The following is a 23,598-nucleotide window of genomic DNA, read 5'->3' as shown; positions in this document are numbered from 1 at the left end:
AACAATATAATGTTCGTTTTTTTAAGCTGTCAAGGCAAATATTTTTAAGGCAAAGTTGTTAACAACTGTGGAAAACTTTGTGGATTGTGCATAAATTGATAAAATAAGCTCAAAAATGCTGTGGATAATCTGTGGATTGTGTGTAAATAATAAAACAGTAAAATTTGTTAAAATACTTATTAAGGCTTATATATTAGCTTTAAGGGATTTAAAGTTTGTAAAATTGAATAACCACAATAAATTTGTGAGTAAAAAAAGTTGTAAAAGATCAAAAAAATCAAGAACCACAAGTTAAGAGAGTATTTTATATTATAACCACAAAATGTTGATTTATGTTTTTCACAGGTGTGGAAAAACATAGTGAAAAGATTGGGAATTGAGGGATAAAATGGCGATAAAGATAAAAATTATTTGTGTTGGTAAGCTAAAAGAAAAGTATTTTAAGGATGCAATTGCAGAATATCAGAAGCGACTTAGTCGCTTTGCCCAAATTGAAGTAATTCAGGTTCCTGATGAGCAAGCTCCTGAGAAGTTAAGTGTAGCAGAGCAAGATAAGGTTAAAGAAATTGAAGGTCAACGAATTCTGCAAAAAATTAGAGATAAAGAATATGTTTTTGTTACCGCAATTAAAGGTAAGCAACGTTCTAGTGAAGAATTTGCTCAAGAAATTAACAATTTAGCAATCTATGGTCATTCAAATATTACTTTTGTTGTTGGAGGAAGTCTCGGAACAAGTCAAGCTGTAAATGAACGTGGGGATGAATTACTAAGTTTTGGTAAATTGACATTACCTCATCAATTAATGCGAGTAGTATTAATTGAACAAATTTACCGTGCTTTCATGATTATTAGTGGTAGTACTTACCATAAATAAAAAGTGGTCATATCAAAACGATCATTTTTTATTAAGCTAATGCAATATAAATAGGCTTAAGTTAACTATTAGCAAAATTATAATACTTATAGTCCAATCACTTACCTTAATCGGTATTTTTATAATTACTGAACGTGTTGCATTCTCATGATAGCCATGAGACTCCATTCCTTGAGCCAAGTTTTCAGCAGAATTTAGGGCTACAAGAATTGCTTTGAAATATAGAGTAGGTGACCAGAAACCAAGGTAAATACCCCGCATCATTGCAGCCGTGCGAATTTGCCTAATTGCTTGTTTAATTTGTGGCACAATGTTGAGGGCTGCTAAAACCCCATAAGCGAATTTGCTTGGTAAATGAAAATTTTGTTCGAAAGAGCGAGCCATTTGTTCGGCACTGGTATCAACTGCTACGCAATAAATTGTTAAAGTGTAGACGTAAATACGACTAGATAAGCTGAGAGCATTGGTTAAATTTGGTTGTGGCGCAAACCAATATAGGGTGGCAAAGATAGTAACTGCCGCTAGTAGTGGGGCAAACAACGTTATAAGTAAGTTTTTCAATTTAACATGCTTAATTAGTAAGTAAATAATACTGATGCTGATAATTAGGAAGTTGGTTGCCAAACTGGACTCAAAAGATATTTCTAAAGAAATAATTAATGCTAAGAGAAATTTAAAACTAGGGTTCAATGGTATACCTCATTTAGTGACATAAGTTAATTGATGATTAGCTAAAACAAGATGATAGTCACACCAACTAGCAAGGTTAGTTAATTCATGACTAATAATAAGTAGTGTTTGTTTCCTGTCTATTTGACTTTGTCTTAATAATTTCATGACTTGAAGTGCCGAGTCTTGATCAAGCCCACTGAGTGGCTCATCTAAGAGTAGTACCTTCTGGTTAGAGATTAACATTAGTAGTATTTGTAATTTCTTTTGTTGTCCACCCGAAAGAGAATAAACTACCTGATCTAGAAGTTGATCTAAATTCAAGTTTACTAAAGCTTGCTGAATTCTTTGATCAGTAAAAAAATTGTCAGAGCGTTGCTTCTTGCTCAGATTTAGTTCATCTAGTACAGTAACATTAATAAATTGATCGGTTGCTTCTTGGAAAACTTGCCCAACTTGCCGTAAATATTTGCGGGGCGAAAGTTGACAAATTTCTTGTTTGTTAAAAGTTAAGTTGCCTTCATAAGGTAGCATTTTGGTTAATGCTTCAAATAGTGAGGTTTTTCCTGCGCCGTTTGCCCCAGTAATTAACGTTGTTTTGCCAGCAATAATTTGTAATTCGTGTTGGGATAATAATAATCGATTTTGTTTGATTTCAGTATTGGCGAAAGTAAAGCAACTACTTTCATGCACTGGAATGGAGAAAGAATAGGTAGGATGTTGATCATTAGTGTGCAGTAGCAGCTTTTTTTCTTTTTCTTTTAGTTTGACAATCGTTTTATCACGAAACTGAAACAAGTTGTCGCAAATTCCGACATAATCACTAAGAATGTGATCGCTAAGAAAGATTGTTTTGCCTAAATCACGCAGATGAGCCAATTTGGTAATTAAGAATTTACGAGTGGTGGGATCGCAACTAGCGAAAGGCTCATCCAATAAAAAAACATTAACATCCATTGCTACAAGTACTGCCAGGGCAACACGCTGCTGTTCGCCTCCTGACATAGTATTAATTTTTTGATCAAGTAAATGGCTAATCTCGGCAAAATCGACAGCTTGTTGTAATCTTGTTGGGTATTGCTCACGACTAATTTGTAAGTTTTCTAAAGCAAAAACAATTTCCTCTCGAGGAGTTGCCATTGTAAATTGTTCACTAGCTTTTTGAAACATCATCGCAGTTTGAAGGTTATCCAAGTTAATTGAACCACTAATTGTACCGGCATATTTAGGATAGAGTTGTGCTAGTATTTTTAAAAAGGTTGATTTGCCACATCCTGAGGGTCCGATTAATAGCGAAAATTCACCTGTTGGGATGGACAAATTAGTTTGTTCTAAAATAGTATTTTGTTTATCATATGAAAAAGTCAAATTTTTACTTGTAATCAATTTTATCCTCAATATAAAAAAGCCATCATAACCAAAAGGGTCTGACGACATGAAATCATTAATTTTCCCTTCGCTGGTATTAACCATAGCAGGTTCAGCGGGTATATTCTCAGCCTTTTGGCACCCCGATAATTGATTTCATTATATCTAAAAGCAGATTTACTGTCTAGTAGAAGAAATTTTTTATAATGGGATAGTTATTGACCAGTAGGATAAAATTCATTAATATATAATAAAATTATAAAGCAGTCACTATTTAAAGAAGGTGAATTTATGGTAGCGTTTAAACTAGAACAATATTTAGCAAGTGTTCTGGATGCTGAGGATGTTGATTCAAATGAAGTACAATTAAAGGTAGGAAATAGCAGTTTTGATATCTTTACAGCTTATCTTGAAAACCGTAATGCAGGTATACACAGGTATCAGACTACCAATACTACTATTCTTTACGAAATTACTGGTAAAACCAAGATTAGAAATAATGGCCGTGAGTTAAAGTTAGGGCCAGGAAATATCATGATTTTGCGACGTAAGTGTGAGTATGATGTGCAAACACAACTAAAAGGAAATGTGTTACTAAAACTTGAATTTAATTCTAATTTAAATTTTAAAACCTTTTTGATTAACGCAGGTGTACTTGATCCAAGCGAACGAAATGTAATCAATAATGTCCATGATGCTTTAAAAATAAGACAATTACTTTATATAAAAAGTTCACCCATGTCAAAACCAGCACAATTACTTAAAGAAATTATTGATGAATATCTAAATCAAAATATGTTTACCCAAAGCATGATTATTGCACAATTAAGCATACTTTTCATAACGACTATTAGAAACCGCGATCTAATAGTAATTCCTGATACTATTCAAGAATTTGCGCCTACTACGTTAGAGCAATATATTGATGATAATTATGCAAAGGTAACGCTTGCCCAGGCTGCTCAATATTTCGGCTTTAACACTAATTATTTTTCTAGTTTAGTAAAACAAAAAACCGGTAAAAGTTTTGTTGAACATGTCGATGAAAGAAGAATGCAAGAAGCTCGTAATTTGCTTGCTCGACCGGATATTTCGATTAAAGAGATTATTGCCCATGTTGGTTATAGTGGGAAGTCCTTTTTTTATAAGAAGTTTAATGAGTATTACCATGAAACTCCAGTGCAAATGCGGACAGAATTGTTCCGGCAGGCTAATATTAATTTAAAATGATTAATGGTAACTAATAAGCTATCAAGAAAATTACCTGCTAGCAATTTTGAAATTTTAAATATACTGACTAACTAAAAATGAGGTGTTTCGAGTATATAACTCAAGACACCTCATTTAGTTGTTAATTAAAAAAATTACATTTTTTCTAACCGCTTAATACGTTCTTCTGTTGGAGGATGTGTGTCAAATAAATTGGAAACTCCCTTTTTGTTTAACGGATTTTCGATATACATTCCTGCACTACTAGGATCTGCCTTCTTCATTGGGTCAGAACCTTCAATTTTCTCTAATGCAGAAATTAAGCCTTGGGGGTTACGTGTTAACTCAACTGAAGATGCATCAGCTAAGTATTCACGGTTACGTGATAAAGCCATTTGTGCCAAACTGGCACAAAGTGGCCCTAAGATAAGGACAAAAAGAATTGCAACAACTTTAAAAACTACCTCTAACCCATTACTCGAATTGGTATCACGGTCATCGTCATCAATCCACCAGATGTAACGACTGGCAATTCCTGATAAGAAGGAAATTACACCTACTAAGACAGCCGCAATTGTTGAAACCATAATATCGTAATTACGGATATGTGAAATTTCGTGCCCTAGCACACCTTCAAGTTCTTCACGGTTCATTAAATCAAGTAAACCTTGTGTTACTGCAACAGCAGAATGATTAGGGTCACGTCCCGTGGCAAAAGCATTTGGGCTTTGATCATTAATAATGAAAACGCGTGGCATTGGGACTTTACCGACCATTGCCATATCTTGAACAACATGCCACAATTCAGGGTGATCTTGTTCACTTACTTCTTGAGCATGGTTTAGACTCATCACCATATTTGCTGGATTAGGTAGAACAATTAACATGTAAATTACACTAAAAAACAAAGCAATAATTAACCCTAAAATTGGTCGGTTGCCAAAAATGTATCCTAATCCAGCACCAACTAATGCAAGAATGATGATAAATAAAGTCATTATCCAAACTGTTTTGCGCTTATTGCGGGCAATTTGTTGAAATAACATAAGAATTATCCTGCCGCTTAAAACTTAACTTTTGGTACTTCTTTTTCCGCTTCACTTGTTTGTAAATAATCAACTTTCTTAAAGCCATGAATATGAGCAACTAGATTCGACGGAAAAGTTAGAATTTTTTGATCATAAAGAGCTGCCGATGAATTATAGAGCTGCCGCGAATAAGCAATTTTATTTTCGGTATTGGTCAATTCCTCCTGTAATTTTAGGAAGTTCTGGTTAGCCTTTAAGTCAGGATAATTTTCTGACAAAGCAAAGATAGTCTTTAAAGCATCAGAAATTTGATTAGAAACTTTTAATGTTTGAGTATGATCATTAGTAGGAACATTATTTAGTTGATTTCGCAGTTGAACGACGTTCTCAAGGGTTTCTTTTTCATGTTTGGCGTAGCCTTTAGTTGTTTCCACTAAATTGGGAATTAAGTCATTACGTCGTTTTAACTGTACGTCAATTTGGCTCCACGATTCATCAATGTAGACCTTGGATTTTTGCAAACTATTATAAATAGTAATATAAATGGCAATTAATAAAACAAGGATAACGACAATTATCCAAAATAAGCTGAATGATAAACTAAACATTACTTTTCCTCCTTAAGATAAGTATTTAATCAATTATAACTGATTATATGTTATTTGAATACAAAAGTGATTACTGATAAATAGTTTTTAAATAAGTAATAATAACCAACCGACTATTGTTAAAATAATTAAACTAATTAGTTGCATAATTAGCCATTTTTTGAAAAATTCACTTCTGGAAACGGTAGCGTTTTGGGTAAAAGTTTTTAAGACAAGCATGTTAGCCATTGATCCGATTGGTGAACCGAAACCACCAATGTTAGAACCTAAAAATAGAGCTTTAGCGTATGGTGTGAATTTTCCTACTAAAATAGTTGCTGGAACGTTGCTGATAATTTGACTAGAAAGAATTGAGGTAAAATATGTCGATTGTTCCGAATTAATCATCGTATGGATAAGGGTGACAATGATTGGGATCTGTTGAATATCACTAATAAAAATAAAGAAGCAGGTAAAGGTTAAAAGTAGGGCATAGTCAATTTTCAGTAAGATTCGTGGATTGATTACAAGGGCTAAAATAATAGCAATGATCATAGGAATTACAATGTTGATAATCTTGAAAACACCCAAAAAGAATAAGGCAAAAACGATTGTAGTTATAATAGTAGGACGTACACTAATATTGATTGGCTTAATATCTTGTCTTGGAATTTGTTTACGTGGAATAAAATAAAAAATAATCAAGGAAATTAATACTGATGCCAGTAAATAAGGTAATGACCATGAAAAAAATTCAAACGCGCCAACCGAATATTTGCTAACCAAAAAAATGTTATGTGGATTACCCCAAGGTGTAAATGCTGCCCCAATATTTGCTCCCATCCCGATTAAGGTGACTGGTAAAATTTGTGGCAGTTTGCAACGTTTAGCAATGTTTAAGTATAGCGGAATCAAGGTAAGTGCCGTTATATCATTTCCCAGAAACATCCCAGAAATAATTGCCAGTAATGTAAACAGAATATTTAACTTTTGCATATTATCAGCGACGCTAGTAAGTTTATATGCCAGAACATCAAGTACATGTAAGTAGGCGTAAATTTGGATGATGATTAGCATTGTTGTGATTGAAAATATCGTATGCAAATTGATATCCTCAATTCGCGGTCTAGCAAAAAACAGACTAATAATTGTTACCACAATAGTAATTTGCAAGATTCTGTCACTAAAAATCTTTTTTAAGCTGGACATAAAATGTCCCCTTTCACAAGTTATATTCATCTATGTATCGCTATATACATTTTGAGCTTTTTTTTGTTTGTTAGCAATAACAAAATTCTATGGTAACAAAAAATGTGATACTGTAAACATAAACTTTGACTTGATTGTGTAATATAGCATATACTCATGGAAATGGTAAAGATTAGGAGGAAATGAAGATGGAAAACTCTAAATCGATTAAAATAAACATCAAATCCAGTGCTGCTGATAAAATCAGGTCACAAGTAAAGACTGGACAAGTTGTTTTATTAGCATTGAACGATGGTTCTAATAAATATTCTGATGTTGGTGGTACCTGTACGATTGGTGCTAACTTTCAGTTAGTTATGGTTGACCAACCAGACCCTGACTTTACAATAAAGATTGATAATAATGCTGGATTAGATTTATATACTAGCCCAGCTGAAATGCAGTTTTTAGATGGTGGATTGGTCATTGACGAAAAGAACGCTACAATCAGCCTTTCTGATGATAGTGGTGTAATTGATGGCGCTGTTACAATTAATCAATATAAGTAAAAATATTATAGCAGACTAAATGTTTGCTTTTTTGCTGCTTCTAATTTAAAGTAGAAGCGGAAGCGGTCTAGCCTTGCTTGTTTATACTTTCCGTGGTAAACTATAAAAGATTTTCGAAAATCTGAAAGGAAGTATAGTACTATGCGTAAAGGTGAAAACTATAATACTGGTTGTGAACCAAACCAAAGACCTAAAAACAAGAAGAATGGTAAAAAGCGCGTTGCTCATGTAGCAGCAGTTGTTGCTTTCTTGAACAAGGCTAAAGCAGACGAAAATAAATAGTTTGCGCTAATTAAAATAAAAGGTGGATTACATATGTAATCCACCTTTTTTTATGGACACAAGTTGGTTAAAATGAAGCTAAGATTAATGACAATATTTGCCTTAAAGGAGATATCTTAAAGTGAAATTTCAATGTAGCGCATGCGGTCTTCGACTTAATTCCAATCATTTTAAACACCAAGGACTAATGAACCCAAAATTAACTAGTATTTGTGATCAATGCCTTCAACGTGGAGGAAAAGCCGAAGATTTTGGTAATACGACAGTTGCGATTTTTGCGCAAGCTTTGCTATATACATTTGTGGGCCAAAATAATGAGGATCAAGAACTGAAATTTTTAGTTCATTCAAAAGATGAACGTAAGCGCTACGAGTCTTTTATTCAAGATTATGATGGTAATGAACTGGCACAGCAACAACTTAGCCGGCAAGAGTTTAATCAAGCTGTCATCGATAGTGAGGTAGGAAAAACTGAATTTATTCCACAATTAAATCTTACTTTTGCTGAAAATTTAAATAAATTAGGATTAAAAGTTGATTTCAAATTAAATGAAGTTGACTTTATTGATCGTGAACGTATACGGGCTAAATACCATTACCGCTGTCAATATTGTGGCCGGCGAGGGCGCAGCGTGGACCATAAGGATCCGGTATCTTTATCACATAATAATGATTTTGACAATTTAATCTTGTCTTGTCAGGAATGCAATCGGATTAAATCTAACATGCCTTATAAGCTCTTTATCAAATTGAATGCTCAAATCTCGCAACTTAATCAAAAACTGGTTAAATATGAAAATTCTTTAGCAACCCTTAGGAGTGAATTTGAGCAAAAGCGGCGCAGCATAGCGGCAACAATGCATCTTAAAGGTGTTGTTGATGATCCGGAATTAACTCAAATGCGTAAGCAAAATAAAAAATTGCAGGATGCTATTGATAGTTTAAGTAGTGATTATGATGAATTGCGAAAATTGCGTGAGCAACACTTTAATACTGGCTGGAAGTTATTACAGGAGAATTCTAAAGAGGATATCATTTAAGTGATCAAATAAGCTTATAATTAAAACATAAGAAAGAAGGTATAATAATGAAAATTAAAAAGATAAGAGGTCATTTTTCAAAACTAGTTAATTTAGGAATAATTTTTGCTTTATTAGGTAGTATCGTGGAATCTGTTGCAACTGTTCAAGTATCAGCCAAAAAATTAGAAACAGTAGCAAGTAATCCGAGGTTAGAATTGGGAATTTGGACTGGAAAAGATGGTGACTGCAACTGGAATTATGATGTAGTTACCAAAACATTGACTATTGAAAATGGTCAATTATCATCTGTTCCTCTTACAAAAGAGTTGTCGTGGGCAGATGAAATTGAGTATCTTAATTTTGACGGTCAGATAAAGTTACCTGCTAATGCGGAAAACAAATTTGCTAATTTAACTAGTCTAAAGGCCATTAGCGGATTAAATAAAGTGGATACAAATGCGACAAACAATATGGCAAGTCTTTTTGGTAATGATCTAAATTTAACTAGTCTTGACTTGAGTCATTTTGATACCAAAAATGTTACAGATATGTCTGGTATGTTTCTTCAAACTAGAAGACTGAATAATCTTGATCTAAGTCATTTGGATACCAGAAATGTAACAAATATGAGCAATATGTTTGCCTATAGTGGAATTACTGATCTTGACTTGAGTCATTTAGATACCAGAAATGTAACAAATATGAGCAATATGTTTGCCTATAGTAAAATTACTAATCTTGATTTAAGCCATTTTGATACTAAAAGCTTAACAAGTATGAGAAGTATGTTTCAAGGCACCGGAGCTTTAGGTGAAAAATTCACTTTAAGTCACTTTAATACTAGTAAAGTAACTGATATGTCGGAATTATTTGCTGCTACCAAATATGCACAGATTGTTTTAAACAATCTTGATACTAGTCATGTGACTAATATGTGCGAAATGTTTGCACGTTCTCGCGTAAATAGTCTTGATTTGAGCCACCTTGATACTAGTCACGTTACTAACATGTCAGGGATGTTTTTATATAATACAAACTTAACTAGCCTTGACCTAAACCATTTAGATACATCTAATGTTACTGATATGTCCTATATGTTTACAAATGATACCGCTTTGAATCACTTAAATCTCAGCGGCTTAGATACGTCTAAAGTTACTGATATGCATTATATGTTTGAAGCTGATGTGGCGTTAACTAGCTTAGATCTACGCAATTTTGATACTAGTAGATTAACTAATATGCAGGCAATGTTTAGAAAAGATACAAATCTGGTTGACTTAGATTTGCACAACTTTAAGACAAATCAAGTCAAAATCATGGATGATTTATTTGAATATGATTCTAAGCTTGAAAGTGTAAATTTAAGAGGATGGAATACCCAAAAGGTAACCACAATGAGCAGCATGTTTAGGCATTGTCCACAGTTAGTTTACGTTGATCTCAGTGGTTTTCATACTCCCAAATTAAATGACTCTACACTAATGTTTCAGTATGACTATAAGTTAGCTGGTATTGATTTGAGTCACTTTAACATCCATAATAGTAGCATTTTAGATCATGCAGGGAATCCAAATGGCTTTGCAGTTAAATTGGGTCATTATCGTTTGCGTAAGAGTTCAGGCGTGGGGCAAAGTTTTAAGCATATTCAAGCGGTAGGTAATGGAAAGCTTAATCATCCTCAGGGGAAAAAATATACAGCAGAGCAACTCTTTAGGTTGTATAATCATTCGGCTAAAAAAAGTCCAGTGGCAATCTATGTGATGTATAACGGTAAAAAACCAAGTTTTGCTAAACACCTAGGAATTAAATAATTAAAGAAAAATAGGTTAACTTATTAGAAGTTAACCTATTTTTGTTATTTAAGTAATCCTAATCACCTAATGGGAAATCCAATGAAATTAATTGCTTGCTGGTAGTTTCTAACAGCCAAGTTGCTTCATTAACTTGGGCAATTGTTGCCTTGTTTGAACGTAAAACTTGGGAAGCATTAGTTAAAGCATTACGATAATTAGCTTTTAAATCACTATATTGGGTAATTACCTTATTAGTATTTTCAAAACTCATAAATAATTTTTGTAGCTCACTTTTATCAGCGTTGGTTGCAATAACTTGATCATTTTGAGCTTGCTGTTCCGTGTTTTGAATTTGTAGTTTATTTTGGTTATTAAATTTAACGTCACTGGCTTTGATAAAATAGTTACTATAGTTAGCCGTTGCTACATTATTTGGTAAATCATTCTGTTTCAGTGGTTGTTGTGTTTGGTCATTAATTAATTTGGGATTGTCATAGTTAAGGAAATGGTAAAATAATGTAGCTTTGTGATCATTAGGTAGCCAGAGATAAAAGAGACCATCTATTAAAATTGAGTTATTTTTTGTAGTTTGAATGCTTATACCACTAGGATTACCAGTAAAATCAAAAAGCTCAATTGAATTTCCTGTTACTGGGGTAACGGGATTAAAAGCTAATGCTGTATAGTCAATAATTGGTAAGTCATTTCTAAAAGTAATATCTGCTTCATCAATGTATTCGTCGGGATAATCGTGTAGCCGATAGATATATCCCTCAAAGCCGTCTAAATAGCGAGGAATAACAGCAAGATCAATTTTGATTTTTTGTCCTTTTTTAAGGAGATGATTGGTTTGATGTTGAGAAAGCGTACTTGTTTTGGCTGTCGCAAGGAGAGTCGCTGAGCTAACCCCGTTATACCGAGCAATATGACCATCGATACTAGCAATATTATCTGCACGAAGATAACGATTTTGTCCTAAAGCATAATATTGCTTATTATTAATCGTTTTAGTCGGTAAATAAAATATTTGTTTTTGCTTATTAAGATCTTCATCATAAAAGAAATATTTAGGCATCGTTGTGGTTGGTCTGACTTTGCCATAATAAGTAACAATTGCATTTTGCGCAAGACTTTGTCCGGTAGGTTTACCCTTGGCAGTATAAATTAATGACTTGTTTGCCAATACAAGCTTACCTTTTTTAGTATCTTTTTGGTTGACGTCCTTAACAACTGCGGCATTTACGTAATTACCACCGCCAAGATCATAATATTTTTGACCGTTAATTTTGTTTATTGCATAGTAACTAAAGTCTGAATCTTCATAGGTATAAATTATTTTGTAACCTTGATGATCGGTAGTAAAGGGATCAGGTGATGTATTCCTTTTGACTTTAATTTTATGGCCAAATTTGTCATAAAGATAATCATTTTTGATAAAAGTGATTTTCCCTTTAGATACTTGTTTTGCTGCTTGTATGGATTGTGGTTGATTAATATTTACTAAAAAGTGACTTGCAATCAGAGCAACGACAGAAAATCCAATACTAAATTTTTTCGTAATTTTCATTAGTAACCTCTTTTCAACTGATAATTAAATTGATGTATTTAATTGTATTATAGTATATTTAATGCATAAATAAACAAGTTTGAAAATATTATATCATCTGTAGGAATAACTTTGACCACTAGGTTTTCTGGTGATCTTTTTTGTTAGAAGTATCAGAAATTTTTTAAGCTCATCAACTTTTATCTTGGCCATTATGTAATTGCTGTGATTGATTCAGTAACTTTTGAGTATGATCAAGTGTATCATGCAAACGGGCAATTTTTTGGTCCTTGTTAGGGGGGTTGTTCATGATATGATTGTTCTAATGTGTCTAATCGTTTTATTATAAAAAAATTATTTACTCTTTATTTTTACTACAGATAAAAACTTTAAAATGTATACTGATCTTTTTGATCAGATTTGATAACCAACAATCGTAAAAGTGGTTATGTTATTTTCCTTTATGGGGGTAGTGTTGTGCCACTGGAGAGACTTGGCAGTAGTGATTAAGCTTAGTATTACAGGAATAGATGTGGCCTTGGAGGAGCAAGTCAAGAAATAACCGAGGAATTAAGTTGGACGTAGCTTAGAATGCTAATAAGGGTGGGGTTTAACGATTCAAATTCATATCCTGGTTATATTTAGATATAATTGATATATTCAGCTTTTGAAAGCATCGAAGCGTAATGTTTAAGTGTTTGAAAATTAGTGTGAACTTAGTGGTGTTCAAAGTGACTTAAGTTAGGTTATTGTTGGTGGAAATGTTGCCCAATGTGATCTACAACTTTAGACCAAGTATTTTTGAGTATTTGCTTGCTTTGGTGTTCTAATTCTTGGCTAACGATTTTTTGATCAGTTAATTCAACTGCTAATACAACACTTTTATTTTTTTGTTGCAGAGCTAATGAAATTTAAAAAGACAGAAGGTCATTGCTCCTAAATGATATGGACACCAAAATTAGGATCAATTATTAAATTTTAATTTAGGACTGATTTCCGATATGCAATCGAGGTCAGTCCTTTTAAGTTCCCATTGAGTCTTTCGCTGTTGTAAAAGTTGCTGTATTTTCTTATTGCTTTTTTCATAATATTATTAATTTTTTTAATGGGATTACTTATGAAATAAGGCAAATTAATATTTATGTTGTAAATAACATTGACAACGCTTTCTGATTAATAATAAAATTATTTTATGCTGATATGCATATCATACTATATGTTTTATACAAAAAAGTGTAATGATTAAAAATAAGAAATGGATTAAGTGAAATGAAAAAGCTATCTAAGCTGTGTTTATCTTTATGGGGCAAGAAGAAGGTTGAAGATGGTCAACCATTGTGGTTACCCTTAGTTGCCCATTTAACTGATACGCAAAAGGTTATTAATTTTCTCTATAATCAATGGCTTAGTCAAGGACAACAAGAATTTTTGACACAGAACATATCTGATGAAGAAATCCATAAATTAATTAAGTTTTTAGGCTTTGTTCATGACATTGGCAAGGCTACACCGGCTTTTCAAACTAAAGAATCATATAATCGAGCTCAGACTTTAGATAACGATTTAATCGAAAATTTAATTAGAAGTGGTTTTTCCAAATTGGATCAGTTGGAATTGTCTTCACGCAACATGTCACCTCATAATAGGGCTGGAGAAGCCATTTTACTGAAGTTTCAAGTTCCTGACACTGTTGCCGCCTTAATTGGCGGTCATCATGGAATACCTGAATCAATTTCTCCAATTGATAATTTGATGAGTTGTAAGACAAATTATTATCAAAGCGATCAAGATGAAAATTTGAAACAGCCGTGGAAGCAGGTACAACGAGAGTTATTTGATTGTGCTTTAGTAAGTTCAGGTTACAGTGATGTTAGCGAGATTCCTACGATTACTCAGCCAGAAGCAGTTATTTTAGAGGGCTTGCTTATTACAGCCGATTGGTTAGCTTCAAGTGAATATACCAGAAATGAGAAGGAACTCTTTCCCCTAATCAGTCTTGAACAATCATGGGCTGATTTAGATATGGAGCGGCGTTTTACGAAGGCAATGCAAAATTGGTTATTAAATGGTACATGGCAACCGCAAAAAATAAATAAAATGACGGATCCATATCAAGAACGCTGGGGGTTTAACGCACGTCCTGTCCAAAAAGTAGCAACAAAAGCAATTGGTGAAACTATAGATCCAGAAATGATCATCATTGAAGCTCCAATGGGTTTGGGTAAAACAGAACTTGCTTTAGTGGCGGCGGAACAGTTAGCCTATCTTTGTAAAGAAGATGGAGTCTTTATCGGCTTGCCGACACAAGCAACAAGTAATGCTATGTTCAACCGGGTTGATCAATGGATAGAAAAATTAGCTGAAAAACAAAAAGAAAATTTTCCGATTAAATTAATGCATAGTAAGGCACAATTTAATAAAGCGTATAGACAATTGCCGGATGCGGAAAATGTTAATACAGCGGGCGCTGTAACAATTAATTTGTGGTTTTCAGGAAAAAAATCAATTTTAACTAAGTTTACAGTTGGAACAATTGATAACTTGCTGTCAATGGCGCTAAAGCAGCGCCACCTTTTCTTAAAGCATCTGGGTTTTAGCGGTAAAGTAGTGATTATTGATGAAGTCCATGCTTATGATACTTATATGAGCCAGTATTTACTTAAGGCGATTACTTGGCTGGGGGCTTATCATGTACCACTGGTGATTTTGTCGGCAACGCTACCGCACGAAAAAAGACAAGAATTAATTAAAGCCTATTTAGGCGGAAAGTATGGTACAAAATATAAGCGTAATTTTAAAGGGCCAGCCGATTGGGAAAAAACGCAAGCTTATCCGCTGCTCAGCATTTTAGATAATGGGCAATTAAAGCAATTTTCTGATTTTCCCGGGCAAAGTGATCAGAAGCAGCAAAAATTGCAGGTGACCAGACTTAATTTAGCTGATGAAGAACTGATTGAACATGTTCTAGATAAAATAAACGGCGGCGGGGTTGCCGGAATAATTGTAAATACGGTTAAGCGGGCGCAAGCACTTGCTAAAGTATTGGAGCAAAAGGGAACCAAATACTTCGTGCTTCATTCTGCATTTTTAGCGACCGAGCGGGGCAAGCAGGAAGAAAGATTGCAACAAACAATTGGGAAAAATGCTGTGCGCCCTAAAAAATTGGTTGTAATCGGAACGCAAGTGCTGGAGCAATCACTTGATATTGACTTTGATGTTCTTTATACCGATATCGCACCGATGGACTTACTTTTGCAACGTGCAGGACGGTTGCACCGGCACAACATTAAACGTCCAAAGTTACTAGAAACGCCACAGTTATTTGTAATGGAAATTAATCATTGGGGTGATTACGGTGCTGCTAATCAAAGTATCTATCAGCAGTATTTATTGATGAAGACTGATTATTTTTTAAAGAACCAGATTACTTTACCTAATGATATATCTGATCTTGTCCAAAAAGTTTATGACGCTGAAACAGATTCTGAAATCAACGGAATTCAAAAACATAAAGCCGATTTTGAACATTATATTAAAACTGAAAAAGAAGCCGCAAAAAAATTTCAAATTGGTAATCCTAGAAAAAAAGCGCTTAACGGAATTCATGGTTGGCTTGATCGTAAACAGGCAAACCTTGATAAAAATGAGCAAAAGGCAAACGCTGCCGTGCGTGATATCCAAGAAACAATTGAGGTAGTCTTAATTAAACATACCTCTCAGGGCGATTTCCTATTAGATGGGCGTAAGTTAGATACAGTGCCAGATTATGAAATTGCTGAGCAAGTAATCAAATTATCAGCAGCCTTAACTACATATCCGAAAGAAACTGAGCAAATAATTAATGAACTTGAGAATAGAACCAAGTCTTATCATGATAATTGGAACAACAGTGTTTGGTTAAATGGATCATTAGTACTCCCATTAAATGATAAGCTGTCGGCTAAGGTTGGTAAGTGGAATATACAGTATTCTAAAAAGTTGGGGTTAAGTTATACAAGGGAGGATGACCATGATTGAAAGAAAATTTAATTTGACTACTGATCCTTGGATTAAAGTGATTGTTAATGATACCAATCAAGAATTAAAGGTTTCGTTAATAGACTTATTTAAAAATGCACATCAATATCGACAATTAGCAGGAGAGATGCGTGTCCAAGATTTAGCAATTATGCGCTTATTATTAGCAATTTTAACAACAGTTTATTCACGCTTTGATGCAGCTGGCCAGCTATATGACTGGTTAATCAAAGGTACTGATCAACTTGGCTCTGACGCTAAATTTGATGAAGATTATGACGAAGAGGAAATAGAGGAAGATACATTAACAACTTGGAAAGAATTATACCAAAAAGGACAATTTTCTGATTTGGTAATTGAGTACTTAAAAGGCTATTCAGATCGGTTTGACTTTTTTGGTAAACATCCTTTTTATCAAGCGACTAAAGAGGAGTATGACAGTTTAGTGCCAGCAAATAAGGCAGTGGCTAAAGGCACAGGTGTAGTGGCAATTAAGCAAATTAATCGACGAATTTCTGAAAGTAATCATTCACCTGCTTTGTTTTCAGCTAAGGCGGGGGAATATAAAAATGAAATAGCAATTGATGAATTGGTTCGGTGGCTCATTACCTATCAAAACTACACTGGCGTAACTGATAAAACTAAAATTAATGCTAGTGAAAAATTTTCTGTTTCTCCCGGTTGGCTTTATAAGTTAAATCCAGTTTTGGTTAGCGGTAAAACTGTTTTTGAGACATTAATGCTTAACTTGGTTCTGTATAATCAAGGTGAGCAAAAATTTGCTTTAGAAAGACCTGTTTGGGAATTTGCTAGTACCCAAGCTTATATATTACAGCGACAAAAAGCAAATCTTCCAAATAATCTTGCTGAACTTTATACGGATTGGGCGCGAGTTTTGCATCTTGAATGGAGTGAAGATGGTCAAGCAACAATTTTTAGTGCAGGATTACCCAAAATTGAAAGTACCAATGCTTTTATTGAACCAATGACTGTCTGGCGTCAAGACGACAAAACGGGTAAATATCGACCAGCAGTTAGAAGCTTAAAGACCTTAAGCAAGTCAATGTGGCGTAATTTTAGTAATTATGTCAATGTTCAGCTGGTAAATGATACCCAAGAACCCGGCGTTATTAAGTGGTTGCGGCTACTTAAAGAAAATCAACTAATTACCCGCAATAGATTGCTAACTTTAGTATCAATCGATTTAATTGATGATGGCAATGCAACATCGCAGTCGCCAACTACAGAGCTTTATGATGATATGAGTATTGATATCGGTGTTTTATTTGATACAAATAACGTTTACTATTGGCCGGCAAGGATCGAACAAGTAATTGATCTTACCCAGAAAATTGGGCAGGATTTTTGGATATTTGCCCGTAATCTTGGTAAAATGCGCGGATTTCAAAAAGATAGTCTTACAGGATTTGCTAACCAATTAAGTGCACAATTTTATTATGGTTTGAATGAACCATTTAAACATTGGCTGGCAAATTTAACTGATGAAGACGAACGTGACCCGAAAATAATTGCTTGGCAAAACCAATTACGCAATTACGCTTTTAATGAAGGGCAAAAAGTAGTTGATACTAGTTCATCTCGAGATATCAAAGGTATCATTACCGAACATGGGTTACAAAATATTTTCATACTCATGGATCAATTTAAATATAGTGTGAATCTAGATTTAAAGAAAGGTAGGTAGAAACGATTTATGGCAGATGATTATAAAATTAAAAAAAGTACTAATAAAATTATTAAACGGCTTTATAATAACGGTAATCTTGATAAAGCAACTTTAGCGGCATTAAGGGGTGCTTCTAAGCTTACTAGTCCTAAGGCACAAAAGGCCTGGCCAATCATAATGGATTATTTACCCTATGAATGTTTGAGTAAAAATGGCAAACCAACAGCAGGTGAAGTTGCTGTTTATGCTGCTATACGTTTTTATGCGATTTTTCAACAGGGTCAAAATAAGTTTGTTTCAGTAAACGAAGAAAACTTACTGGCTGGTGTTAGCTTCTTTACGGCGCTTGCCAGATTGAGAAAAGACGAAAAAATACAGCAAGCATTAGATCGGCGTGTACAAGTGCTGCTGGCGACAACAAATATTGATAGCGTATTGAATTCTTTAGTTCATCTAGTAGAAATACTAAAGAGTAGTGATAATAATACATTAGAGATTGATTTTCCCTTGCTGGCGCAAGATTTATATAAATTTCAATGGAATTATCATTGTGCTAATGAGGTCAGACTAGCATGGGGCGAAGAATATTTTGGCCAAAATAATAAAAATTTAAGTGAAGGGAAATAATTAAAATGGAAGAAAATAATATCTATATGGATTTAAATGTATTACAGACAGTACCATCATCAAATATTAACCGTGATGATACCGGTGCACCTAAAACGGCGTTTTATGGTGGGGTTACACGTGCACGTGTCTCTTCACAAAGCTGGAAAAGAGCGATGCGCAATTACTTTAAAAAAGAAAAGGTCACAGTCGGGACAAGAACCAAAGAAATTGCTGTATATCTAGCAAAGCAAATACAAATACTAGACAATACTTTAGATGAAAAAACGGCTATGGATAAAGCTGTTGCTATTTTGACTGCTGCTGGTATTAAAGTTAAAAAAGATAAAGATACCGGTAAAATGGCAACTGGTGCTTTGTTATTTGTTAGTCCGGGACAAATTAATAAATTAGCAGAATATGCCCTTAATCATGATAAAATTGACAATAAAGATGATAAAAAAGCAATCAAGCAGATTTTCAAGGAAGATAATTCATTAGATTTAGCCTTGTTTGGTCGCATGGTTGCAGACAATCCGGAGCTAAATGTTGATGCATCAGCACAAGTAGCCCATGTAATCTCAACTCATGAAATTATGCCAGAATATGATTACTTTACTGCACTTGATGACTTACAAGCAGATGATACAAATGGTGCTGCAATGCTGGGGACGATTGAATATGATTCGGCTACTTTGTACCGCTATGCCAACATTAATGTTAAAGACCTAATTAAGAATCTTGACCAAAAAGATGCTCTTGAAAGTATCATAGCATTTATTAAAGCCTTTATTTTGTCAATGCCAACGGGAAAGCAAAATACCTTTGCTAACAAGACATTGCCAAATTATATTATGCTGACTTTGCGTACTGATACACCGGTGAATTTAGTATCTGCATTTGAAGAACCTGTAACTACTAAGAATGGTTATGTCAAAAAGTCAATTGAAAAATTGCAACAAGCCTATCAATCTGCTAACAAACTAGTTGAAGAACCTCTATTTAATATTACATTATCACAAGTTGGATTAGCGGAAGATAAACAATTCAACCAAGTTGGTAAGTTGACCGAATTAATTGATCAGATTACTACCGCTTTAACAAAGGCAATAGCAGATGAAAACATTAACAATTAGATTAACGGCACCATTGCAATCTTATGGCAATGAAGCAACTTTTGATAGACGAACATCGGGTGATTATCCGTCAAAAAGTGCAATAATTGGAATGATTGCGGCAGCTTTAGGATATAGTCGTAATGATAAGCGAATTCAAGAATTAAATAAGTTACAGTTTGCTGTCAGAATTGATCAGCCAGGTAAAATGTTAACGGATTTTCAAACCGTTGAATGGAAAACTGATACACGAAAAATCACCTATCGCGAATATCTTCAGGATGCTGTTTTTGTTGTGGCAATTGGTGGAGAACCAAACTATATTGATCAAATTAAATATGCCTTGACACATCCCCATTATGCATTATTTTTAGGACGTCGTTCCAATATACCAGCCGGAGTATTGCATATGACCGAATTTCCTGATAAGGATCCAGTTTCTATCTTGAAAATTCTACCTTGGCAGGCTTCTAATTGGTATCAAAGAAGACATAGTGCTGATAAATTGGTAAAAATTCAATTAGTTGCTGATGCTAATTTGCTTTCTACTAATAGAACAGGTTTGATCAAGGATCACGTAATTTCATTTGATTCAAAAGCACGCCAGTATAAGGCACGCCTTATTGCCACAACACAGGTTGAATTACTTAATCCGCTTTTTAAGCAAAATACGCAGCATGATGCGATGTCGCCATTATAGAAAGGAGCAGAAATGTATTTATCAAGAGTTGAAATTGATGTTGCTAATCGGCAAAAAACGAAAGATTTAACGCAACTTTCTGCTTTTCACAATTGGGTAGAGCAAAGTTTTCCTGATGAAATTAACAATGGCAAAAAATTACGGCATTTATGGCGAATTGATCAGCTACAAGGCAAAAAGTACCTATTATTATTAAGTGAAAATATGCCTGACAAACGACAACTTTTACGCTATGGTGTTGCTAATACAGTCATTACTAAGAGCTATGATCGACTACTTAATAGCATAAAACAGGGACAACTACTGCAATTTAGATTAACGGCTAATCCTACTCATACTGTGTTTCAACCAGGTGTAAAGCAGGGACGAGTTGTTCCGCATATTACGGTAGATTACCAACGAAAATGGTTAATTGACCGTTCTCAAAAATTGGGCTTTCAATTAGAAACTACAGCTAATAAATCGGCTTTTGATATTGTTAGTCGTGATTGGCCGTTATTATCTTATAAAAGAGGCCGCAGACTGCGACTTAGCAGAGTAACTTTTGAAGGTATTTTACGTGTAGATGATGCTGATCAATTTAAACAAGCATTAATAAATGGTATTGGCCGTGAAAAAGCATTTGGAATGGGTTTGATGACAGTGATACCAAGGATAAATAATGACTGAAAAGTTTGGTGCCAGAAAACCTGATTTATCTGAGCTAGCGAGAGTTAAGGATCGGTTAACTTTTCTTTATTTTGAACATGCAAAGCTGAATCGGCAGGATAGTGCACTCATGATAACTGATAGTCGCGGAACAGCTTTTGTTCCGGCAGCAATTGTGAGTGTCTTAATGCTCGGACCTGGGGTAGACGTGACTCATCGGGCCATGGAATTAATTGGTACTGCTGGCATGGCTGTTGTTTGGGTAGGAGAACGAGGTGTAAGACAATATGCTCACGGCCGTTCTTTGAATCATTCATCAAGACTTCTTGAAGCACAAGCAAAATTAGTTTCTAATACACGATCAAGAGTTGCAGTAGCTCGAAAAATGTATCAAATGCGTTTTCCTAATGAAGACGTGTCAGGATTAACGATGCAGGAATTGCGAGGTAAAGAAGGAAGTAGAGTGCGAAAAATTTATCGTGAGCAGTCCCAGGCAACGGGAGTTTTGTGGACCAGAAGAGAATATAATCCCGATAATTTTGAAGCAGGGACACCGATTAATAAAGCTTTAACAGAAGCGCACCAGGCTTTATATGGTTTAAGCTATAGTGTTATTGTAGCAATGGGTGCTTCTGCTGGTTTAGGTTTTGTGCATACGGGACATGATTTAGCATTTGTGTATGACTTTGCTGATCTGTACAAGGCTGAGTTTTCAATTCCCGTTGCGTTTAAAGTTACAGCAAAATATGGCAATGATAAAGATATTGCTGCAAAAACAAGGTTGGCAATGCGGGATGCATTTACAGATGGTAAGTTACTGGTAAGAATGGTAAAAGATTTACAGAATCTTTTGAATGTAACTGATGAGATTAATGATATTGATGTTATAAATCTTTGGGATGACAAATTAGGCTTACAAAAATTTGGTGTTCAATATCATGAACAAGATCAGGAAGATGACATATGATAGTGATTACTTTAACCAAAGTACCAGCATCTTTGAGAGGAGATTTAACTAAGTGGTATCAAGAAATTCAAACTGGAGTTTATGTTGGTAATTTGAGTGCAAGGATTCGTGATTTGTTATGGGACAGAGTGGTTAAAAATATAGGCAATGGCGAAGCTACAATGGTTTATAATACAAATAATGAATTAGGGTATCAGATTAAGACAACACGAAAGACGTATAAAGTTGTTGATTTTGATGGCATTCCATTAATGATGCATATTAATTCTACTGCTGTATCAGGTTTTGAAAAACATGGGTTTAGCAATGCAGCTAAATTTCATCGTGCTAGAATGGCAACACAAAAGCTTGAAAAGCGGAGAGTAACTAAAGACAATAAGCAAATTGTTTCGCTTGATATTGAAACAACAGGTCTAATCCCCGGTAAAGATCAAATTATTTCTATTGGGGCAGTTAAACAAATTAATGATAAAGAGTGTAATAATTTTTATAGATTAATTAAAGTTGATACTGTAGTTCCTAAGGCAATAACCAAATTAACCGGTATAACAGCAAAATTATTAAAAGAAGATGGGGTTACTTTAGATCAAGCTCTTAGAGAACTAACTGAGTTTGTTAATTCTGCCACGATTATTGGCTATAATTTACAGTTTGATCTATCCTTTCTCATGTACAGCTATAGATTTGCAAATTTAAAAGAACCGGATAATAAAACTTTAGATTTATTACCTGTAGTTAAAAAAGTGGAAAAATTTATTGATAATTATCGTTTGGCGACTATTTTAGATTTTTATAATATTAGGAATTTAAAACCACATAATGCATTATCTGATGCTAAGGCTACATTGCAGTTGTTATACAAACTAATGGAAAACGGAAAAATTAAAATTTAAAAATAAAGGTATAACAAGGATCTTTTACTGTGTTCCCCACGTGTGTGGGGGTGATCCTGGTGCCAAAACAATTGGTAATGGTATCAGTGAGTGTTCCCCACGTGTGTGGGGGTGATCCTAGAAAGGACAGTTAATGAATAGAAACACCATAGTGTTCCCCACGTGTGTGGGGGTGATCCTTAATTATGTCAATGGGGATAAGACCGGCAAAAGTGTTCCCCACGTGTGTGGGGGTGATCCTTAAATATAAGATAATTATCTAAACAAGTCAAGGTGTTCCCCACGTGTGTGGGGGTGATCCAAAAAGAATAAATCTGCTAAGTCCCACTATTACGTGTTCCCCACGTGTGTGGGGGTGATCCTGACTGTCGGAGCCTATAATAGCCAAGCATCTAGTGTTCCCCACGTGTGTGGGGGTGATCCTACAGTTAACGGTGATGATTGGTACCCGATAAAGTGTTCCCCACGTGTGTGGGGGTGATCCCAAACTTATAATTAATATCCGCCAAAATATAGGGTGTTCCCCACGTGTGTGGGGGTGATCCTTAATCAAAAACTATTACACCAATCACAAACAAGTGTTCCCCACGTGTGTGGGGGTGATCCTGAACCGGTAGCGAAATTAGGCGAGTTTTCATCGTGTTCCCCACGTGTGTGGGGGTGATCCTTGTGATGTGGTTGCCAGAATGATTCAAAAATCGTGTTCCCCACGTGTGTGGGGGTGATCCCAAACGCATTAATTTCTTTCTTAGCTACATCCAGTGTTCCCCACGTGTGTGGGGGTGATCCCGATAGATGACGAACCATATTTCGTTGGAAAAGGTGTTC

The 23,598-nt window shown here is 34.6% G+C and carries 21 protein-coding genes, 1 CRISPR repeat array and 1 riboswitch (1 of these 23 only partly in view); of the genes, 14 read left to right on the top strand and 7 right to left on the bottom strand.

Annotated elements, in window-relative coordinates:
• Positions 1-394: 394 nt before the first annotated feature.
• Positions 395-874: a 23S rRNA (pseudouridine(1915)-N(3))-methyltransferase RlmH gene (gene rlmH / locus ACYIAQ_RS03370; RefSeq protein WP_483562975.1), complete on the top strand. Its 480-nt coding sequence runs from the start codon at positions 395-397 to the stop codon at positions 872-874.
• Positions 875-910: 36 nt separating this feature from the next.
• Here rlmH and ACYIAQ_RS03365 read toward each other — a convergent pair whose 3' ends face one another.
• Together ACYIAQ_RS03365 and ACYIAQ_RS03360 are read right to left on the bottom strand one after the other, a co-directional pair.
• Positions 911-1,564, bottom strand: coding sequence for an energy-coupling factor transporter transmembrane component T family protein (locus ACYIAQ_RS03365; protein WP_122017596.1), 654 nt, complete (start codon positions 1,562-1,564; stop codon positions 911-913).
• Positions 1,565-1,573: 9 nt separating this feature from the next.
• Positions 1,574-2,980: an ATP-binding cassette domain-containing protein gene (locus ACYIAQ_RS03360; protein WP_483562942.1), complete on the bottom strand. Its 1,407-nt coding sequence runs from the start codon at positions 2,978-2,980 to the stop codon at positions 1,574-1,576.
• Positions 2,978-3,067, bottom strand: a riboswitch (TPP riboswitch). It overlaps the preceding gene by 3 nt.
• Positions 3,068-3,202: 135 nt before the next feature.
• Here ACYIAQ_RS03360 and ACYIAQ_RS03355 point away from each other — a divergent pair.
• Positions 3,203-4,141 carry a helix-turn-helix transcriptional regulator gene (locus ACYIAQ_RS03355; RefSeq protein WP_483562943.1) on the top strand — a complete coding sequence of 313 codons (939 nt, stop codon included), beginning with the start codon at positions 3,203-3,205 and terminating at the stop codon, positions 4,139-4,141.
• A gap of 134 nt (positions 4,142-4,275) precedes the next feature.
• Here the strand turns inward: ACYIAQ_RS03355 and htpX are convergent, their stop codons facing one another.
• From htpX to ACYIAQ_RS03340, 3 genes are all read right to left on the bottom strand, one after another.
• A complete protein-coding gene (htpX, locus tag ACYIAQ_RS03350; protein ID WP_122017598.1) occupies positions 4,276-5,166 on the bottom strand; it encodes a zinc metalloprotease HtpX in 891 nt (296 codons plus the stop codon).
• Between the two features lie 17 nt (positions 5,167-5,183).
• Complete coding sequence (locus tag ACYIAQ_RS03345) at positions 5,184-5,756, bottom strand: LemA family protein (protein ID WP_122017599.1); 573 nt, start codon at positions 5,754-5,756, stop codon at positions 5,184-5,186.
• An 87-nt stretch (positions 5,757-5,843) separates the two neighbouring features.
• Positions 5,844-6,944: an SLC13 family permease gene (locus tag ACYIAQ_RS03340; protein WP_122017600.1), complete on the bottom strand. Its 1,101-nt coding sequence runs from the start codon at positions 6,942-6,944 to the stop codon at positions 5,844-5,846.
• 188 nt (positions 6,945-7,132) lie between these two features.
• Here ACYIAQ_RS03340 and ACYIAQ_RS03335 point away from each other — a divergent pair, with 188 nt between their 5' ends.
• The 4 genes from ACYIAQ_RS03335 (at position 7,133) to ACYIAQ_RS03320 (ending at position 10,609) form a co-directional block, all read left to right on the top strand.
• Entirely contained in the window at positions 7,133-7,492 is a 360-nt protein-coding gene (locus tag ACYIAQ_RS03335) for an iron-sulfur cluster biosynthesis family protein (RefSeq protein WP_483562944.1), read from the top strand.
• A 141-nt stretch (positions 7,493-7,633) separates the two neighbouring features.
• Positions 7,634-7,774, top strand: coding sequence for a hypothetical protein (locus tag ACYIAQ_RS03330; protein ID WP_090094091.1), 141 nt, complete (start codon positions 7,634-7,636; stop codon positions 7,772-7,774).
• 121 nt (positions 7,775-7,895) lie between these two features.
• Positions 7,896-8,813, top strand: coding sequence for an HNH endonuclease (locus tag ACYIAQ_RS03325; RefSeq protein ID WP_483562945.1), 918 nt, complete (start codon positions 7,896-7,898; stop codon positions 8,811-8,813).
• 47 nt (positions 8,814-8,860) lie between these two features.
• Positions 8,861-10,609: a BspA family leucine-rich repeat surface protein gene (locus ACYIAQ_RS03320; RefSeq protein WP_483562946.1), complete on the top strand. Its 1,749-nt coding sequence runs from the start codon at positions 8,861-8,863 to the stop codon at positions 10,607-10,609.
• A gap of 58 nt (positions 10,610-10,667) precedes the next feature.
• Here ACYIAQ_RS03320 and ACYIAQ_RS03315 read toward each other — a convergent pair whose 3' ends face one another.
• Positions 10,668-12,158: an SLAP domain-containing protein gene (locus tag ACYIAQ_RS03315; RefSeq protein ID WP_483562947.1), complete on the bottom strand. Its 1,491-nt coding sequence runs from the start codon at positions 12,156-12,158 to the stop codon at positions 10,668-10,670.
• Positions 12,159-13,115: 957 nt separating this feature from the next.
• Positions 13,116-13,223, bottom strand: a complete 108-nt coding sequence (locus ACYIAQ_RS03310; protein WP_483562948.1) for an IS3 family transposase — start codon at positions 13,221-13,223, stop codon at positions 13,116-13,118.
• A gap of 183 nt (positions 13,224-13,406) precedes the next feature.
• On the opposite strand from ACYIAQ_RS03310, the gene cas3 reads away from it, so the two are divergent.
• From cas3 to cas2e, 8 genes are read left to right on the top strand one after another with little or no spacing between them, the layout of a single operon-like run.
• Complete coding sequence (gene cas3 / locus ACYIAQ_RS03305) at positions 13,407-16,154, top strand: CRISPR-associated helicase Cas3' (RefSeq protein WP_483562949.1); 2,748 nt, start codon at positions 13,407-13,409, stop codon at positions 16,152-16,154.
• Positions 16,147-17,859 carry a type I-E CRISPR-associated protein Cse1/CasA gene (locus ACYIAQ_RS03300; RefSeq protein ID WP_483562950.1) on the top strand — a complete coding sequence of 571 codons (1,713 nt, stop codon included), beginning with the start codon at positions 16,147-16,149 and terminating at the stop codon, positions 17,857-17,859. The genes cas3 and ACYIAQ_RS03300 overlap by 8 nt, the downstream gene beginning before the upstream one ends.
• A 9-nt stretch (positions 17,860-17,868) precedes the next feature.
• Positions 17,869-18,468, top strand: coding sequence for a type I-E CRISPR-associated protein Cse2/CasB (gene casB / locus ACYIAQ_RS03295; RefSeq protein ID WP_483562951.1), 600 nt, complete (start codon positions 17,869-17,871; stop codon positions 18,466-18,468).
• Positions 18,469-18,473: 5 nt separating this feature from the next.
• Positions 18,474-19,583 (top strand): type I-E CRISPR-associated protein Cas7/Cse4/CasC, encoded by a 1,110-nt coding sequence (gene cas7e / locus ACYIAQ_RS03290; protein ID WP_483562952.1) that lies wholly within the window; start codon positions 18,474-18,476, stop codon positions 19,581-19,583.
• Positions 19,564-20,262 (top strand): type I-E CRISPR-associated protein Cas5/CasD, encoded by a 699-nt coding sequence (gene cas5e, locus ACYIAQ_RS03285; RefSeq protein WP_483562953.1) that lies wholly within the window; start codon positions 19,564-19,566, stop codon positions 20,260-20,262. The genes cas7e and cas5e overlap by 20 nt, the downstream gene beginning before the upstream one ends.
• Before the next feature lie 12 nt (positions 20,263-20,274).
• Entirely contained in the window at positions 20,275-20,931 is a 657-nt protein-coding gene (gene cas6e / locus ACYIAQ_RS03280) for a type I-E CRISPR-associated protein Cas6/Cse3/CasE (protein WP_483562954.1), read from the top strand.
• Complete coding sequence (cas1e, locus tag ACYIAQ_RS03275; protein WP_483562955.1) at positions 20,924-21,877, top strand: type I-E CRISPR-associated endonuclease Cas1e; 954 nt, start codon at positions 20,924-20,926, stop codon at positions 21,875-21,877. Before cas6e ends, cas1e begins: the two co-directional genes overlap by 8 nt.
• Positions 21,874-22,770 (top strand): type I-E CRISPR-associated endoribonuclease Cas2e, encoded by an 897-nt coding sequence (gene cas2e, locus ACYIAQ_RS03270; RefSeq protein ID WP_483562956.1) that lies wholly within the window; start codon positions 21,874-21,876, stop codon positions 22,768-22,770. Before cas1e ends, cas2e begins: the two co-directional genes overlap by 4 nt.
• A 29-nt stretch (positions 22,771-22,799) precedes the next feature.
• Positions 22,800-23,598: a CRISPR direct-repeat array (repeat unit 29 nt; unit sequence GTGTTCCCCACGTGTGTGGGGGTGATCCT); it runs 1,246 nt beyond the window's last position.

It is taken from the genome of Lactobacillus sp. X-49 (genome assembly GCF_057063645.1).
This window is presented reverse-complemented; position numbering and strand designations above follow the sequence as displayed.

Bases quoted from the DNA above. Each gene is read 5' to 3' on its own strand.
- cas7e (WP_483562952.1), top strand. From the start codon at position 18,474: ATGGAAGAAAATAATATCTATATGGATTTAAATGTATTACAGACAGTA.
- ACYIAQ_RS03330 (WP_090094091.1), top strand. From the start codon at position 7,634: ATGCGTAAAGGTGAAAACTATAATACTGGTTGTGAACCAAACCAAAGA.
- htpX (WP_122017598.1), bottom strand. From the start codon at position 5,166: ATGTTATTTCAACAAATTGCCCGCAATAAGCGCAAAACAGTTTGGATA.
- casB (WP_483562951.1), top strand. From the start codon at position 17,869: ATGGCAGATGATTATAAAATTAAAAAAAGTACTAATAAAATTATTAAA.
- ACYIAQ_RS03360 (WP_483562942.1), bottom strand. From the start codon at position 2,980: ATGTCGTCAGACCCTTTTGGTTATGATGGCTTTTTTATATTGAGGATA.
- cas5e (WP_483562953.1), top strand. From the start codon at position 19,564: ATGAAAACATTAACAATTAGATTAACGGCACCATTGCAATCTTATGGC.
- ACYIAQ_RS03335 (WP_483562944.1), top strand. From the start codon at position 7,133: ATGGAAAACTCTAAATCGATTAAAATAAACATCAAATCCAGTGCTGCT.
- ACYIAQ_RS03300 (WP_483562950.1), top strand. From the start codon at position 16,147: ATGATTGAAAGAAAATTTAATTTGACTACTGATCCTTGGATTAAAGTG.
- ACYIAQ_RS03355 (WP_483562943.1), top strand. From the start codon at position 3,203: ATGGTAGCGTTTAAACTAGAACAATATTTAGCAAGTGTTCTGGATGCT.
- ACYIAQ_RS03340 (WP_122017600.1), bottom strand. From the start codon at position 6,944: ATGTCCAGCTTAAAAAAGATTTTTAGTGACAGAATCTTGCAAATTACT.
- cas3 (WP_483562949.1), top strand. From the start codon at position 13,407: ATGAAAAAGCTATCTAAGCTGTGTTTATCTTTATGGGGCAAGAAGAAG.
- cas6e (WP_483562954.1), top strand. From the start codon at position 20,275: ATGTATTTATCAAGAGTTGAAATTGATGTTGCTAATCGGCAAAAAACG.
- cas1e (WP_483562955.1), top strand. From the start codon at position 20,924: ATGACTGAAAAGTTTGGTGCCAGAAAACCTGATTTATCTGAGCTAGCG.
- cas2e (WP_483562956.1), top strand. From the start codon at position 21,874: ATGATAGTGATTACTTTAACCAAAGTACCAGCATCTTTGAGAGGAGAT.
- ACYIAQ_RS03345 (WP_122017599.1), bottom strand. From the start codon at position 5,756: ATGTTTAGTTTATCATTCAGCTTATTTTGGATAATTGTCGTTATCCTT.
- ACYIAQ_RS03315 (WP_483562947.1), bottom strand. From the start codon at position 12,158: ATGAAAATTACGAAAAAATTTAGTATTGGATTTTCTGTCGTTGCTCTG.
- ACYIAQ_RS03320 (WP_483562946.1), top strand. From the start codon at position 8,861: ATGAAAATTAAAAAGATAAGAGGTCATTTTTCAAAACTAGTTAATTTA.
- ACYIAQ_RS03310 (WP_483562948.1), bottom strand. From the start codon at position 13,223: ATGAAAAAAGCAATAAGAAAATACAGCAACTTTTACAACAGCGAAAGA.